Consider the following 17,021-nt stretch of genomic DNA (forward strand, 5'->3'; position numbering starts at 1 on the left):
TACCCTAACTGGCCGGTTGAACTCTTTTGGCGTGAATTAGCGTCATTTCGGTCGGGTTAAGCCGGGAAATACTAAGGAGGGAGGAGTATGGGGTGAACTCCCATACTCCTCCCTCCCTTTGCGTCCAACGTTGAAGTCAGATTCATACGACTACGCTGCCAGCGTTATTCTTACATAGCTTCCATCTTCTGCGCCGTGTAAAGGCGGTAGTAGAGGCCGCGGCGGGCGATCAACTCGTCGTGCGAACCGCATTCGGCGATGCCCTTGTCCGAGACGTACATGATCCGGTCGCAGTTCTTCACGGTGGACAGCCGGTGCGCGATGATGAACGAGGTGCGCCCTTTGAGGAGCTCGTTCAAGCCTTTTTGCAGCAGGCGTTCGGTTTTGGCGTCGATGGACGAGGTCGCTTCGTCCAGGATCAGGATGCGCGGATCGGCGAGCAGCGTCCGGGCAAACGAGATGAGCTGGCGCTGCCCCTGGGACAGCTTCGAGCCGCGCTCGTTAACCTCCGTCAGGTACCCGTGCTCAAACTCGCGGATGAACTCGTCGGCGCATACCGTCTTGGCGGCGGCGATAATTTCCTCCTCGGTGGCGTCAAGCCGGCCGTAGCGGATATTATCCAAAATCGTGCCGGAGAAAATAAAGCTGTCCTGCAGCATAATCCCCATTTGGCTGCGCAGCGACTTCAGCGTCACCTGCGAAATGTCTTCGCCGTCGATGAGGATCCTGCCGCCCGTTACGTTATAGAACCGTGAAATCAGGTTGACGACGGTCGTCTTGCCCGCCCCGGTCGGGCCTACAAGCGCGATGCTTTCCCCGGCTTTTACCTCGAAGGAGAGGTTCTCCAGGATGTTGAGGCCCGGGTCATAGGCGAAGGTGACGTTGTCAAAGGTCACATTGCCTTTCACCTGCGGCAGTTCCTTCGCATTCGGCACGTCGCTGACGGTGACCGGCTCATCCAGCGTTTCGAAGATCCGTTCCAGATAAGCGACGGCGTTGATAAAACTGTTGTACAGGTTGGACAGGTTCAAAATCGGCTGCCAGAAGCGGGCCGCATAGTTGCTCATCGCCAGGATCACGCCGAAGGTGACCTCCGCCGGATTCAGCGCGAGCAGGCCGATCAGATAAATCAGCATCGTCACGATCGTCGCCAGGTTGTCGACCGAAAACGGGATCAGCGCGTTGTAGTGGATCGCCCGCATCCATTCGCGCCGGTAATTGCCGGCCAGCCGCGTGAAAATCCCCTCATTGCGCTGCTCGCGGGAGAAAATCTGGGTTACGCGAATGCCGCTGATGCTCTCCTGCAGGTAAGCGTTCATGTTGGAGCTTTTGTTCGATACCGCCTGCCACGACCGGCGCTGCTTGTTTTTGATCATCAGCATGATGCCGAGGAACACGGGCAGCCCCGCAAGCGTGATCAGCGAAAGCCGGACGTCGACGGCAAACATGAACGCGGCGATGAAGATCAGGTTGAGCAGTTCCAAAATAAAGTTGATGATGCCGTTGGACAATACGTCGGATACCGCGTTGACGTAGTTGACGACCCGGATCAGGATTTTGCCCTGCGGCCGGTCGTCGTAATATTTGAACGGAAGCTCCTGCAAATGCTTGAACAGGTCCGTCCGGATGTCGAAGATGATGTCCTGGCCGACGCTCGTCATCATGCGCGAGCGCACCGTCGCCAGGATCACGCTGACGACGATCGTCGCCAGCATCAGCGCCGACCAGCCCAGCAGGGGAAGGACGGCCTTCTCGGGAATCGTCACGTCGACGACGTGCTGCATGATCAGCGGGGCCGACAGCCCGATCGCCGCGGACAAAGCGCTGAGCGCAAAGGCGACGAGCATCGGCTTTTTCTGCCGCTTGATATAGACCATTGCACGCCGAAAGTGCTTGATGTCAAATGGCGATTCCAGGTTTTCGTCGATGTCGAATTTATTCCTTGCCATTTGCCGTCACCGCCCTTCCAACGCCTTCGTTTTGCAGCATAAACACATCGTAATAGTAGCCACGCTTCGCCAGCAGCTCGGCGTGGGTTCCTTCCTCGATCACGCGGCCGCCGTCCAGGATGAGGATGCGGTCGGCTTCCGCGGTCGTTGACACCCGCTGTGCGATGATGATTTTCGTACACGGATATTCCAGTTCGCGCAGGCTTTTCTGGATATGCTCTTCGGTTTCAAGGTCGACCGCGGAGGTCGTGTCGTCCAGGATCAGAATCGGCCGCCGCACCGCCATGGCCCGGGCCAGTGCGATCCGCTGCTTCTGGCCGCCGGACAAGCCGACGCCGCGCTCCCCGACGATGGTGTCGTATCCCTCGGGCATCTTGACGATAAAGTCGTGCGCCGCGGCGAGCCGGGCGTATTCCATCGTCTCCTCCTCCGGCAGGTCGGGATCGCCGAAGGCGATGTTGCCGTCGATCGTATCGGAGAAGAGCAGCACGTCCTGGGTCGCCACGCCGATGTTCCCGCGAAGCTCGTCGAGCTCAAGCTGGCGCACATCCGCGCCGTCGACGAGCACGCGCCCTTCGGTCGCATCGTAAAAGCGCGGGATCAGGTTGACGAGCGTCGTTTTGCCCGATCCGGTCGAGCCCATGATGGCAACGGTTTCACCCGGCTCGACCGTAAAGCTCACATCGTCCAGCACCAGCGCGTTGTCGTATTTAAAGCTGACATGCTCGAACTCGATCCGGCCTTCGTAACGCCGGGGCTTCTCCGCGTTGTGCCCGTTGACGATCTGCGGTTTGGCGTAATAGATCTCCACGATTTTGGTCAGGCTGGCGAAAAAGCGCTGAATGTCGTTGATGATGATGCCGATGTTGCGCATCGGGTTGGAGACGGCCCACACCAGCGCGGCAAACGCCGAATATTCCCCAAAGGTGATTCTTCCGTTCATCACGAACAGCCCACCGGCGATCATCAGGATCACGTTGAACGCTTGCGCGAACGTCTCCAGATAAGGAAAATAATCCAGCCATACGAGCGCGGCCGCTTTGTTGGCCTTGGAGAAGTTTACGTTTTTCTCGGTGAATTTCTCGATTTCGTAGTTCTCGCGGGCGAAGGCTTTGACGACGCGGTTGCCCGAAATATTTTCCTGAGTCGTCGTGTTCAGCTGGGACAGCCGTTCGCGCAGGTCTACATACATAGGGCGAACGCGTTTCGCAAACATGTAGGCCACGATGAAAATCGGCGGCGACAAGATCAGCAGCCACCAGGTCAGCACGGCGTCAATGGTGAAAAAATAAACAACCGCAGCAACGAAAATCGTCAGCGATTCGATGATCGTTTTGATAATCCACGCCATCGAGTGCCGAACCATGTCCAGATCGCCTGTCATCTTGGTCATGAGATCGCCGGTGCGGTTGTGATCGTAGTAATGCATGTCCTGTTCCTGGATTTTGTTGTACAGATAAATGCGGACGCGGTACAGCATGTTTTGCGAGGCCCGCTCGTACTGCATCATCGTTAAGTAAGCCAGACCCGTGCGCAGCAAGGAAAAGCCGACCATTCCCAGGCAGAGCATAATCAGCAATTGCCGTTCCTGCGTCAAGTTTTGCATGGCGTCGGGCCCGGCGATAAACGTATCGACGATACGCTGGCCTATGTACGGATTCACGATCGTCAGCGAGGAGCCTGCGACGGAAAGGATGAGAGCCAGTATGTACCTTGCCCTGTCCCCGCGCAGATTTTGCCACAGCCATTTCAGTTCGAACATTTGATCACCTGTTTCTGTTTGTTCTCTCATTCAAGCTGCAAAAATGTTCTTCCATTTTGCAAATCATGGTGATTATACCATAACCGTCAGAAGGTAAAACCCGCATATTCCAGCATGTTGCCACGTATGACTGCGTTTTCTTCACGGAATCATCCCATTGCTTTTATTTCGTTACATTATTTAGGATATGAACGGGATATTACGTTTTTTGACCGGTTTGATTAAAAAAGATGAAGAGAGGGATTTCGCGGGTGGCTATTAATTCGAAAAAGGGCAATGGAGCCGAAATAAGGACAAAAAATACCGCTATCGGGTTTGAACGCCGCTGACCCTTCAGCGGTTTTTTCGCGTTTTCCGGTAAAGGATTTATCGCAAAAAAAAACTTACCCATAATTTAGGGAATTGAGCGGCATTTTTTACATAGATTTCACACAGGAAAGGACATTCCATAAAGCTCACACGGGCGGTGATAGCGACACCTTTAGCAAGCGCTTACTAAAACGGATTTTCAGGGTTATTTGCAGATTGCATGTTTTTCCGCCTTGGCCTAAACCTTTCTCATTTTCAGCCTTTTCCTTACAAAAAAAAGCAGCCGCGGGATTATTAGCTTGCCGCGAAAGGGAGGTGTTTTTTGGATCGGGCCATTTTAATTAAACCCTTTAACGAAAATTTAATATCCCCTTAACGCTGCATGAATTGAATGAAACCAGGCTAAAGCGTATCATTTCCTTCGATCATCAATACTTTGACTGGGAGGGAGTTTGGGAGTGAAAAGTAGGGTTGCGCTGACAAGCCGGGTGCTTGCGGTGGTTATGCTTTTAACCTCGTTGTTCTCTACGGGGTATGTCCCGGTTCGGCCGGCGCTGGCGGAGTCCGGGGACATCAATGTGTTTGCCGGCGCGGGCGTAACGGCCTCGGCAAACGGAGAGATATCGGGAGGTTATGCCCCGTCTAAAGCGATTGACGGAAATTTTACAGGCAGTAAATGGTCTTATGAGGGAGATACGCAGTCCCCTGATGCGCAGAACCCTTATTGGCTCAAAATCGACGCGGGTGCCGAAGCGACGGTGCACAGGTTCGTGGTGGCCCATGCGGGCGCGGCGGGCGAACCGGACGGCTTCAATACCCGCGATTTTACGATCGAAACCAGTTCCGATGACGTGCATTGGACGACCGCGGTGACGGTGACGGACAACACGTACGGCACGACGGAGCATGAATTGGATACGCCGGTGACGGCCCGTTATTTTAAGCTGAACATCACCGATCCGGGGGATGCCAACGAAAGCGGGAACTATCAGGCGAACATCTATGAAATTGAGGCTTACGGCTCGTTTGGGGAAAATCCGGCTGCCGTACCGGTGACCGGCATTACGCTGGACAAGCATAACCTGGAACTGGCGGTGGGCGGCACGGACCGGCTGACGGCGACGGTTGCGCCAAGCGATGCGACCAATGCCGCCTATACGTGGTCGTCGGATGACCCGGCCATCGCCGAGGTGAATGCCGACGGCCTCGTTACGGCCAAATCGCCGGGGACGACCGGGGTCACCGCGACCACGGAGGATGGCGGTTATAAAGCGTCCGCACTGGTCACCGTCACGGAGGCTCCAGTGAAAGCCCTCGCGGCCGGACAGCTGATTGCCAAAAACAGCGATTGGACCTATCTCGACAACGGTACCGATCAGGGAACGGCCTGGCGCGCCGTCGACTTTGACGACAGCGAATGGAAGACGGCTCCGGCTTCGCTTGGATATGCCAGCAGCAGCAAACCGCAGCCGACGACCGTGATCGAATACGGCTCCAGTGCAAGCAATAAGTACATTACGACCTATTTCCGCAAGGAATTCCAGGTAGCGGACGCGGACGCGATCAAACAGCTTTCCGCCGCTTTGATCCGTGACGATGGCGCGGTTATCTATTTGAACGGCCAGGAAGTATACCGCACGAATATGCCGCAAGGCGCCATCACGTACAATACGCTTGCTCCCGAAGCGGTGGGCGACGAGCGGGACGAGGAACATTTTGATATTGATCCGTCCCTGCTTATTGACGGCACGAACGTGATTGCCGCGGAAGTCCATCAGCAGCGCGCCGACAGCTCCGACCTGTATTTTTCACTAGAGCTGAACAGTTCCGACTCGACCCCGCCCGTACTCGGAAAAAATCAGGGGCTGCTTGCCGAATATTACACCAATAACGGCGATATGCCATTTAATTTTGTCGAACACAAAGCGACCATCGTCGACTCGCAAATCAACTTCACGAACCTGGATCCGATCCTGAAAGCCTGGACAGGCCAAGAGGACGATGCCAACGTACGTTGGACCGGGCAAATCATGGCGCCGGAAACGGGCGATTATACGTTTTACATGATCGGCGACAACGGGTTCAAGCTGTGGATCGACGATAAAGTCGTCATCGACCATTGGGTGAACGACTGGGACAAGGAGCAGACCAGCCAGCCGGTGACTCTGGAGGCCGGCGTCAAATACAACTTCAAAGTGGAATATTTCGAGGATTACGGCGGCTCCAATCTGTATTTGCGCTGGTCGACGCCGAACATGGTCAAGGATATCGTGCCGGTGAGCGCTTTTTATTTGCCGGAAAACTATACCGGACCGATCTCGGGCAACTTGGGAGCGGACGGCCTGACCGTTTCGCTTAACCTGATGGCGGATCTGAGCGATTTGCCGTCCGCTTTGAAGGACCATCTAACGGTGAAAGCCGGCGGCAAAGAACTTAAAGCCGAAAGCGTGGAGCAAGGCGCCGATCCGTCCGTGCTTAAGCTTAAGCTGGAAGGTACCGTCAAGCCCAAAGAAACCGTAAATGTCGTTTACGACGGGCAAGGCGGGTTGAAGTTTGCCGGCGGCGGAAGCGTGGGCGGCTTTACCTTCAGCCCGGTCAACCAGTCCGAAGCCGTAGACTATTCGCCAAAGGATATAGCGATGTCCCTTTACGGTGACGCGAAAACGACCCGTTCATTTGCCTGGTACACCTCTAATGAGATCCCGGATAACGCGCCCGCCAATATTCTGGACAGTATCGTAGAAGTCGTGCCTGCCGATCAGGATTTTAATTCGGCGGCGGTGATGCGTTTTGTCGGCGACCCTAAAGATACGCAGATCCTTAAGAACTTAAATCTTGGCAGCACCACCGGCTCTTTTATCAGCCATAAGGCGATTGCAACGGGCCTTGCTCCCGGAACGGCCTACAAATACCGGGTGGGCAGTGACGGCAACTGGAGCCAAACCGGCCGCTTTACGACCGAGGGGAATACCGAGAACGAATACGATTTCCTGTATATGACGGATTCGCAGGGCGCGAATACCGAGGATTACCGCGTCTGGGCCAATTCGCTGAAAAATGCCTTGGATGACTATCCGGACGCGAGATTTCTGGTCATGCCCGGCGATCTGGTGGATGCCGGAGCGAACGAAGGCCAGTGGAGCGACTATTTCGGCCAGCCGCAAGATCTGCTGATGAACCTGCCGTTGATGGCAACGATCGGCAACCATGAGGGGCCGAACAACAACAACTTTTTCTATCATTTTAATTTGCCGGACGACTCGCACACCGATCCCAAACCGAGAGGTACGGTTTATTCCTTTGATTACGGGCCAGCTCATATCATGGTATTGAATACCGGTGATATTCCTTGGGACGCAGCGCAGACAAATTCGTTCAATAAGCAAATCGAGTGGCTGCGAAAAGAAGTGGCGCAAACGGACAAAAAATGGAAAATCGTAGCCTTCCACAAAGCGATTTATTCCGTGGGCAACCACGCCACCGATACCGATATTGCTGAGTTGCGGAAGAAGCTTTATCCGGTGCTGGACGAGCTTGGGATCGACCTGGTTTTACAAGGGCATGACCATACTTTCATGAGATCCTATCAAATGTACAACAACCAGCCCGTGGCGAATGTGAAGAAGGACGCCAGCGGCCGGCTGCTCAATCCGGACGGAACGCTTTATATGATCAACAACTCGCCGGGACGGAAATATTACCAAATCAATCCAAACGCGGACAAGTATTACGCCGCGGTTTATCAGCAACCGAATAAACCGATCTATTCGGGCGTTCATATCACGGAGGACAGCCTGACCATCAGCACCTATATTTCGGGTGAAGATACTCCGTTCGATAAATATAAGATCGTCCAAAACAGCGAAAAACCAAATCCGGTTGAAGGGCTGTCCGCCAAGATAGTTGACGGCAAGAAAACAGAGCTTTCCTGGACTAAACCGGCCGACAAAAACGCCGATGACGCCGTTCGCGGCTTCCGGATTTACGAAGTGAACGGCAGACTGGGCCCGAATTGGAGCGTCTACGTACCGGCAGTCGAAGGCCAAACGGACTATCAATACACGGTCGGTAATACGGATCCTGCTTTAACATACGAGTTTGCGGTTAGAGCGGTGGATAAGCGGGACAATTCGGACATTCGGACGGCCGTTTTACAGGGCGATGTGCCGTCCGCGCCGACCGCTCCGGTGGTCGACGACGCGCGCAACACGTTTGGCTGGACCGCGGTTCCGGGTTATGACGAGCTGTCCTCTTACGAATATAGCGTCGATGGCGGCAAGACCTGGCAGCCGGTAACGGCCAAACCGCAGCCGGTAGGGGATCACGAGTACCCTGCAGGCACGGTGCTGGTGCGCGTAAAAGGGGACGAAGCGGCAGGAACCGAAGCCGGTTTGCCGCTGGCTTCGGATAAACCGTTTACCGCGAACGGGGTTCGGGATACGTATGCCCTGTCGGGCGTCCTCAAGAGAGAAGGCCAGCTCAAGGTGGACGTTGAGGTCGAGCGGTTGGCCGATTACAGCGGACCCGCCTACGTGGTGTTTGAGCTGCTGAACGGAAACGAGCCGCTGCTGATCAACGCCATTCCGCTGCCGGACGACAAGCTGAACGTTTCCCAGTACTTTAATGTCAGCGGAGATAAGTACAGTGTCAAAGTGTTTGTGTTCGACGAGTTTAACAGCAACCTTGAAGTACCGCTCCAACTGGCGAGACCGGTTGTGTTTCAGTAACGGGCAGAAAGAGAGGACAATACGGTGAAAAAATATGTGGCGGCCATCCTGGCGTTATTGTTCGTGCTTACGCCGGTTTCGGTCTACGCCGCGGCTTCCTTCACGCTGGAGTTAAGCGTGAAGGAGGTGCTGCGCGGCGGCGAAATTACGCTTTCCGGAACGGTGGCGGACGAAACGGACGACGTCGTGGTCAAAATGGTGAGTCCGAATCAAACGGTTTTATACATCGATGTTATCTCTGCCCAAAACGGCGCTTATTCGCAAACGGTGGCGATTCCGGAGACGGAAGACCTGGCGCCCTCCGGCGTTTATACGGTCATTGCCGGCAACGGCGGTTTGACGCAGTCCGGCACGTTTACGATTCCGGGCAAAGGCGGAAATAATTCGGGTGAGGAGCCTTCCAGACCAAGTAACCCGGGCGGAGGCTCGAATTCGAATCCCGTAGAAACGGCTCCACCGGCGAATAATTCCGATTCCAAGGACATTCCGGCGGCCGCGGGACAGGTGAGCGGCGCAAACGTTCAGCCGGAATTGGCCAAGGACGGCCGATATATCGCCGGCAGCGACGTAATCGCGAAAGCCGCAGAGCAAGCGAAAGGCGCGGTGACGATCGAACTGCCCGCATCCGCCGCAGAAAGCGGATCGGCATTGGAATTCCCTGCTAAATCGTTAACCGGACTGGAGGATCGCGAGATCGATCTGATCGTAACGTCCGGCAACCGCACCGTCCGTTTCCCGGCAGGCTCCCTGGCGGTTTCCGCCGATGAGCTCACGCGAGTCCGCGTCGTGCTGAACGCCGCCTGGAGCGATGAAGCCAAGGCGGTGGTCGAACAGTCGCTGCGCGTAAGTCCTGACTATAAATCCACAGGCGTTGTGCTCTCCGTCGTGATTCAGCTGATCTCCGGCGGCAACGTGACGGAAATCCATCAGTTGGACAAACCCGCTGAGGTGACGATGAAGCTGACGGACGAGCAGGCGAAACAGATTTCCGCGGATCTTGCCGGTGTTTATTATGCGGACGGCAAAACGCTTGAATATACGCCGGGTACGGTGAAGAACGGAACGTTTAACTTTACCGTCGGGCATTTCTCCTATTACACGATTCTGGAATACAGCAAAACATTTGTGGATTTGGTCGGTCACTGGGCGGAAAGCTCCGTCAAATCGCTGGCCGCCAAGGGGATCGTGAAGGGCGTCGACGAAAACCATTACGCGCCGGGACGCAGCATCACCCGCTCCGAATTCGTCGCCTTGATCATGCGGACGCTGGAGCAATCGGGCAAACCGCTGGCAGACCAGGGCGCCGTGGGGACATTTACGGACGTGCCGGCCGGCCAATATTACACCCGGAATGTGGCCGACGCCGCGGCGCTTGGCATCATTACCGGATACAACGGCAAATTCCGGCCGAACGACCAAATCACCCGCGAGGAAGCGGTCGTTGCGCTGGTCCGCGCTGCGGATTATTTCAACCTGGCGGCAACGAACGGGGGTCAGCCCGCTTTTGCCGATGCCGGCAGCATTTCCGGCTGGGCGAAAACCGCCGCCAGCAGCGCATGGAGCACAGGTCTGATTCAAGGCGACGGGAAGAAATTCAGCCCGGACCGGGCCGTGACCCGCGCCGAGGTTGCCGTTATGCTCAAACGACTCATAATTTCGGACAGTTCTCTGTAAGACGTATAAAAAGGAGGAGAACCAAACGCGATGAAGAAGAGGATTTTTGCAGCGCTCATGACGGTGCTGCTGCTGAGCGGCTTGGTCCAGTCGATGATTCCGGGCGCCGTTCCCGTTTCCGCCGCGGCCGCGGGGCCTGCGGTCCAGGGAGAACCGACGCGGAACGTCGCTTTGAACGCGACCGTGACGGCCTCGGGGCAATGCAACAGCAGCGAAGCCGCCAAATTTGCCGTTGACGGTAAAACCGACACGAAATGGTGCGACAATACGAACGCCAAAATCAAATGGATGAAGCTTGATTTGGGCCAAGTGTACAACATCAACGAATGGGTCGTTATCAACGCGGGCATCAACGAAAGCAACAGCCCGTTCTGGAACACGAAAAATTTCCGCTTGCAAAAAAGCGATGACGGCAAAACCTGGACGGACGTCGACGTTGTGCAAAACAACGCGCAGACGATTGTCGACCGCTATTTGCCGGAGCCTTTTTCCGCCCGGTATGTCCGGTTCTACGTGAGCAAAGGAGCACATGACTCCAATACCGTGCGCTTGTATGAGCTTGAGCTGTACGGGGTTGATGCCGGCCAAACGCCGGCTTATCCGCCGGCCAACCTCGATCCGGTCGACTACGTGGACCCGTTCATTAATACGCTCGGCGACAACGGCCAGACGAACCCGGGACCGACGATGCCGTTTGGCCTCGTTTCCCTAGGGCCCGATAGCGATGGCGGAGCGTTCAGCGGGTACTACTACCAGGATAAGAACTTGAAGGGTTTCTCGCACCTGAGATTCAGCGGCGCAGGCTGCAGCGGGGCGGGCGGCAATATTTTGATGATGCCGGAAACCGGCTCTTTCACGAAAAACGTCAACGAGTACAAGCAAAAATACGATAAAGCCAGCGAACAGGCTTCCGCCGGATATTATGCGGTAAACCTGAACTCCGGTGTCGGCGTTGAGTTGACCGCTTCGGACAATGTGGGCTTTCACCGCTACACGTTCCCGGCATCGGCAACGACCGGCTCCGTACTGGTCGATCTGTCCAACTCGTATGCCGGCATGATCGACGCCAATCTTAAAGTGGAAAACAACAATGAAATTTCCGGCATGGTCAAATCGAAAAACGTCTGCGGATATGGATATTACATTATGTATTATTCCATCCAGTTCGATCATGATTTCGACTCCTACACGTCCTGGCAGGGCGATGCGACGGGAACGGACGCGGTGCGCAGCGGGTCAAACAGCGGCGTGTGGGTGAACTTCGCAAACGCCGCCGGCAAAGTGATTCAGGCGAAAGTGGGCCTGTCGCCGATCAGCGTGGAACAGGCGAAATACGAGCGCGATCACGACATCGAGGGCTGGGACTTCGACGCTCAGCACGCCAAGATTCGCGGCGCTTGGAGCGATTTGCTCGGCAAAGTGGAGATCACCGATGCCGACGAAGAGAACAAACGGATTTTTTACACGCAAATGTACCATACGTTCCTTCATCCGAAAAACGTAACCAGCTCCGCCGGCACCTTCAAAGCAGGACGGGACGAAAACACGATCCGGCAGGCTTCCGAGCTGGGCGACGATTTTGAATACTACAACGGCTGGGCGACTTGGGACGATTTTCGCAAATACGCCCTGTTCTCCGTGCTGACGCCAACGGAATACAACAACATGGTGAAATCTTTGGCGGATCTGTACGAGACACGCGGCACCTATACGCAATTTGGGGACGGATACTGGCCGAGCCCGACAGTGCGGAACGAGTTTAACGGCGCGGTCCTTCTGGACGCATATGCCAAGGGATTCCGCGATTTTGACGCGTACACGGCGCTGAAGGGCATGGGCGTCGACGTGAGCAACTTCGGCGATCAGGATAAAGTGTCGGGTCAGTTGGAAAAAGCAAAAAGCGGTTATTTTCCGATGAAACTGGCCGAGCTGCTCGGGGACAAAGCGACGTACGAGAAATACAAGCAGGTAGCTCTGTCTTACAAGGACCTGTGGAATCCGGATCAGGTCGACGAAAACGGCGACAAGATCGGGTTCTTTACCCCGAACGGGATAACCGTTAGCAGTGGGGATGTGACGGCGGTGGACAGATACGCCTACCAGGGCAACCTGTGGCAGTACCGCTGGTCCGCTTCGCAGGACATCAAAGGTTTGGCTGAACTAATCGGCGGCAAAACGAAAATGGCCGAGCAGTTGACGGACTTCTTCATTAGAGACGAATATATGGCCGTCAACGAGCAGGATTTGGACGCGCCGTATTTGTTCAACTACCTGGGTTATCCGTATTTGACCCAATATTTTGCCCGCGAGTATACGACGGAAGTGGTGACGCATAAATACCATAACCACGGGGCGTATTCCTATCCGCTGAAATCGCGCCTGTACCGGGCCGACCCGGAAGGCTACCTGCCGTCGATGGACGATGACGCGGGTGCAATGGCTTCCTGGTTCGTCTACAGCGCGATGGGGCTGTTCCCCGCCAATCCGGGCGACGCGGCTTTCCTGATCGGATCGCCGATTTTCTCGGAAGTGAAGCTGCATCTGGACGGCGGCAAAACGTTTACGATCAAAGCGAACAATGTGTCCGGCAAAAACCGCTTTATTCAATCCGCCACGCTGAACGGCGGGGAATTTGATCAAGCCTGGATCAAGTACGAGGATATTATGGCCGGCGGCACGCTGGAATTCGACATGGGTTCGGAGCCGAACACCGCCTGGGGCGCCAAGGCCAAAGCGGCACCGCCGATGACCGACTACGGCACCGATTTCGACAACTCCTTGTCCCGTCAAGCGCTGATCGCCGAAGGTTCGGCCTGGAAATACTACGACAAGGGTCAATACGCCGGCGACGGCTGGACAGGCGCGGCCTATGACGACAGCGCGTGGAAGTCGGGTCCGGCGCCGCTTGGATACGACAACAAAGGCTACGCGAAAACAGTCGTCAGCTATGGGCCGGACGGCAACAACAAGTACCCGGCGACATATTTCCGCAAAACGTTTGAGGTTGCGGACACCGCAGGCATCCTCGAACTGGACGCTACGCTGGTCCGTGATGACGGGGCCGTTGTGTACCTGAACGGGCACGAAGTCATTCGTACCAATATGCCAACCGGCCCGGTAAGCTATAACACGTACGCCAATGCGACCGTTAATGACGAGCGGGACCGGAATGTTTTCCAAATTGATCCTTCGCTTCTGGTGAAAGGCACCAACGTGCTGACCGTAGAGGTGCATCAGGTGAATGCGACCAGCTCGGATATCGCCTTTGACTTCGGTCTTGTCGCGGTGAAGGAAATGGCGAAGCCGGCCGCGCCGACCGGACCGGTCGTGGACGATACGGCCAACACGTTCGGCTGGACTAACGTGCCGGGCTTCGAGCAGCCGTCCGACTATCAATTCAGCACGGACGGAGGCCGCACCTGGACGATCGCCACCGCCAATCCGCAAATCGTGGGCCCGGTCGCTTACGGCGCGGGCGTTGTGCAGGTGAGAATCAAGGCGAACGAAAGCCTGGGCGTAACCGCTGGGGAGCCGCTGCTTTCGGATGCTGCATACACCTCCGACATAAAATGGGACGTGTTTGACCTGAACGCCGATGTCAAACGGACCGGCAATATGGTCGTTGACGTGTCAGGCACGCTGAAAGGCGCTTATGCGGATTCGGCCGTTGCCGTCATCCAATTGATGAACGGCGGCCAACAGGCTTTTGTATCCAGCGCGGTGCCGGTGGCAGCCGGAAACTTTGATCTGACGCAAAGCTTCAACGTCAACGCCAGCAAATATCAAGTGAATATTTACCTGGTCGACAAATACGACGGCAACATTTATGATTCGCTCTGGCTGGCCGAGCCGATCGTCTCGCAGGCCGAACCGCAGCCGGACCCGGGTACGCCGGGCGGCGAAGAGCCGGGGCAACCGGGTGAAGAAGAACCGTTGCCGGAGCCATTGCCGGTACCGGTGAAAACGCCGGATGTGCCGGAACCAGCGGTGGAGCCGGAACCGCCGGCGGAAACGCCAAAATTCGAGGCGGTAAACGGGAAACTGGCGATCCAATTTGAAGCTTATACCGGCTTGTCAACGGATATGCACCCTAATGGCAAGCCGTTAGATACGGAACCGAACAACGGCGGAACCGTGGTCAAAAACACCTTTGATGGCGCATGGCTGGCCTATCGACGCGCTGATTTCGGATCGGCGGGGATGAACCGGATTCAAGTGGTTTATGACGCCCCAACCGGGAGAGCGCCGGCCGACGCCAGAGCGGAGATCCACCTGGGCTCGGTAGACGGCACCCTGATTGGTACCGTAGCGCTGACGAATACCGGCAGCAGCTGGGGGACGTACCGGACCGCCTCGGCGAACCTGAACACCACCATCACCGGTGTCCAGGATGTGTATATCGTGCTGAAAGGCACGACAACGGGTGATCTTCCGTATATCGGCAATTTCGACAGCTTTACGTTCGACAAAGTCAGAAGCGATTATGCCAAGCTGGAATTGGAAACCTTTGACGCATGGTCGACGGAGCTTAACCCGGCCAAAGGCACGCCGCTGAAAACAGAAAACGGAAAAAGCGGGAAGCAAGTAGCGAACACGTTCAATGGGGCGTGGCTTGCTTACAAAGGAATGGATTTCGGCAGCGCGGGCGTCAATCAGTTCGCGATCGAATACTCCGGCAACAGCAACAGCGTCCCGGCCGACGCCGCCGTTGAAGTTCGTCTCGGCTCCGTGAACGGAACTTTGGCCGGCAAGGCAGCCGTACCGCCGACGGCCGGCTCCTGGGGAACCTATAAAACGGCAACCGCCGAGTTGAACCGGACCGTCACCGGCGTTCAAGACGTTTATCTCGTGCTGACCGGTACGACCGATTCGAAATATACCTATATCGGGAACTTCGATAACGCCAGCTTTTCGCTGAAGACGGCGGAATCCGAGCCCGAGCCCGAGCCGGAACCGGGAGAGCCGAATGTGACCGTGGAGTTCGAAAGCTACAGCGGCTGGACGACGGAGGTCAGCACCTTCGGCAAAGGCGGGCTGAGGACGGAGAAGAACAACGGGAACAACACCGTCGTGAACAACACTTTTACCGGCGCGTGGCTGGTGTATAATGACGTCGATTTCGGCACCCAAGGGAAAAATTACATTGAGATCGAATATGACGCCCCATCCCAAAAAGCCCCAGCGGACGTCGTGGCCGAAATTCGCCTGGGGGATAAGGACGGCGAGTTGGTCGGCCAGGTCCAACTGCCGAATACCGGCAGCGGTTGGGGGACGTACAAAATTCAAGGCGCTACGCTTGATCGGCCGTTAGCCGGTACGCAAACGATCTTCGTTGTGCTGAAAGGCTCGACGACGTCCGGGCTGCCCTACGTGGGCAATATGGACCGGATGATTTTCTCCAAACGGTAAAGATAAAAGGAGCCGTACCCCGGAAGCCATCTATGGCAGACCTGCTAGGGGGCGGCTCCTTTATTTTTGGATGAGCGGTAAGGAAACAATGGTAAATAAGCTCCATTTTCGGCTTAACCTAGAAATCGGTGCTTGACCGCCTGTTGCCGAAAAGCGACACCCGTCGGCCTTGTGAAATAGCGGTAATTGATGTGCTTATTATCCGCAGCCGAGCATATTTATCCCAGTTAGCGGCATTTTTTGTCCTTATTTTTCTATGAAATAGTCCAAAAGCCCCCATTTCCATATGACGGGGGAAAATAACGACATAAATTGCCTCTATTTCTCTCAATGAACGGATATCGCCGAAATAACGACACTTTTTGCACTTATTTTTTATAGCTGTTTATTTGAATCAACCAGCCGGCCTGTGCGGCAGCGATTATTCCGGATCTCCCGACAGCAGTCTGAGCAAATTCTCGGGAATGTTGATCTTGCGGTCGTCAATCAACAGCTGAAATTCGCCTGCCGCGGCGGCCTGATTGGCCAGCTTGATCTCCTCCATCTCCCGCTGCAGCTGCTCCATTTTTATATCCAGCTCGTACGCGGTGTCGGCGGCTTTTTTTAAATCCTGAAGCAGCCGCTCCGGGACGGACTCATTGTATTTGTAAAAAATTTTGTGCTCCAGGCTGGCCCAGAAATCCATGGCGATCGTACGGATCTGAATTTCCACGCACACCGGCTCTTCCCCGTCCGACATGAACACGGGAACCTCGACCAGCATGTGCAAACTTTTGTAGCCGTTGGGTTTCGGGTACTTGATGTAATCCTTGATCGACAGCACGTTTAAATCCTTCTGGTTTTGCAGCATTTGGCTGATCCGGTATATGTCCGAAATGAAGGAGCAGGTGATCCGGATGCCGGCGATATCGTGGATGCTGCTTTTGATGCCGTCCAGGGAGAGCGGACCGCCTTTGCGGTAAATTTTTCTCATAATGCTCTCCGGGGATTTGAGGCGCGATTTCGTATGCTCGATCGGATTGTAGTCGTGCAGCATTTGAAATTCTTCCTGCAGAATCTCGATTTTCGTCTCCATCTCGTGCAAGGCGAACTTATACATCATTAAAAAACGGGTCAGCTTTTTCTGTAAGGCTCTCATTTGTTCCAAGGGTAAAGAAATATCGGTCATGTTTACCGTCCTTTTTTGGCTAA

General features: G+C 55.4%; 6 protein-coding genes. 3 read left to right on the forward strand and 3 right to left on the reverse strand.

Annotated elements, in window-relative coordinates; translation table 11 throughout:
* Positions 1–170: 170 nt before the first annotated feature.
* Together NYE69_RS09280 and NYE69_RS09285 are read right to left on the reverse strand one after the other, a co-directional pair.
* Complete coding sequence (locus tag NYE69_RS09280) at positions 171–1,949, reverse strand: ABC transporter ATP-binding protein (RefSeq protein ID WP_155620019.1); 1,779 nt, start codon at positions 1,947–1,949, stop codon at positions 171–173.
* Entirely contained in the window at positions 1,936–3,711 is a 1,776-nt protein-coding gene (locus NYE69_RS09285; RefSeq protein ID WP_340925925.1) for an ABC transporter ATP-binding protein, read from the reverse strand. Before NYE69_RS09285 ends, NYE69_RS09280 begins: the two co-directional genes overlap by 14 nt.
* A gap of 767 nt (positions 3,712–4,478) precedes the next feature.
* On the opposite strand from NYE69_RS09285, the gene NYE69_RS09290 reads away from it, so the two are divergent.
* From NYE69_RS09290 to NYE69_RS09300, 3 genes are read left to right on the forward strand one after another with little or no spacing between them, the layout of a single operon-like run.
* Complete coding sequence (locus NYE69_RS09290) at positions 4,479–8,747, forward strand: PA14 domain-containing protein (protein ID WP_328272241.1); 4,269 nt, start codon at positions 4,479–4,481, stop codon at positions 8,745–8,747.
* Positions 8,748–8,771: 24 nt separating this feature from the next.
* Positions 8,772–10,421 (forward strand): S-layer homology domain-containing protein, encoded by a 1,650-nt coding sequence (locus tag NYE69_RS09295; RefSeq protein ID WP_340925926.1) that lies wholly within the window; start codon positions 8,772–8,774, stop codon positions 10,419–10,421.
* A 30-nt stretch (positions 10,422–10,451) separates the two neighbouring features.
* The gene (locus NYE69_RS09300) at positions 10,452–15,830 is read left to right on the forward strand and encodes a GH92 family glycosyl hydrolase (protein ID WP_340925927.1); all 5,379 of its coding nucleotides are present in this window, start codon (positions 10,452–10,454) and stop codon (positions 15,828–15,830) included.
* A gap of 421 nt (positions 15,831–16,251) precedes the next feature.
* On the opposite strand, the gene NYE69_RS09305 is transcribed toward NYE69_RS09300, so the two are convergent.
* Positions 16,252–16,998 (reverse strand): GTP pyrophosphokinase, encoded by a 747-nt coding sequence (locus NYE69_RS09305; protein ID WP_340925928.1) that lies wholly within the window; start codon positions 16,996–16,998, stop codon positions 16,252–16,254.
* Positions 16,999–17,021: the final 23 nt, after the last annotated feature.

It is taken from the genome of Paenibacillus sp. FSL R5-0527 (assembly GCF_038008055.1).
Taxonomy (GTDB): domain Bacteria; phylum Bacillota; class Bacilli; order Paenibacillales; family Paenibacillaceae; genus Fontibacillus; species Fontibacillus macerans.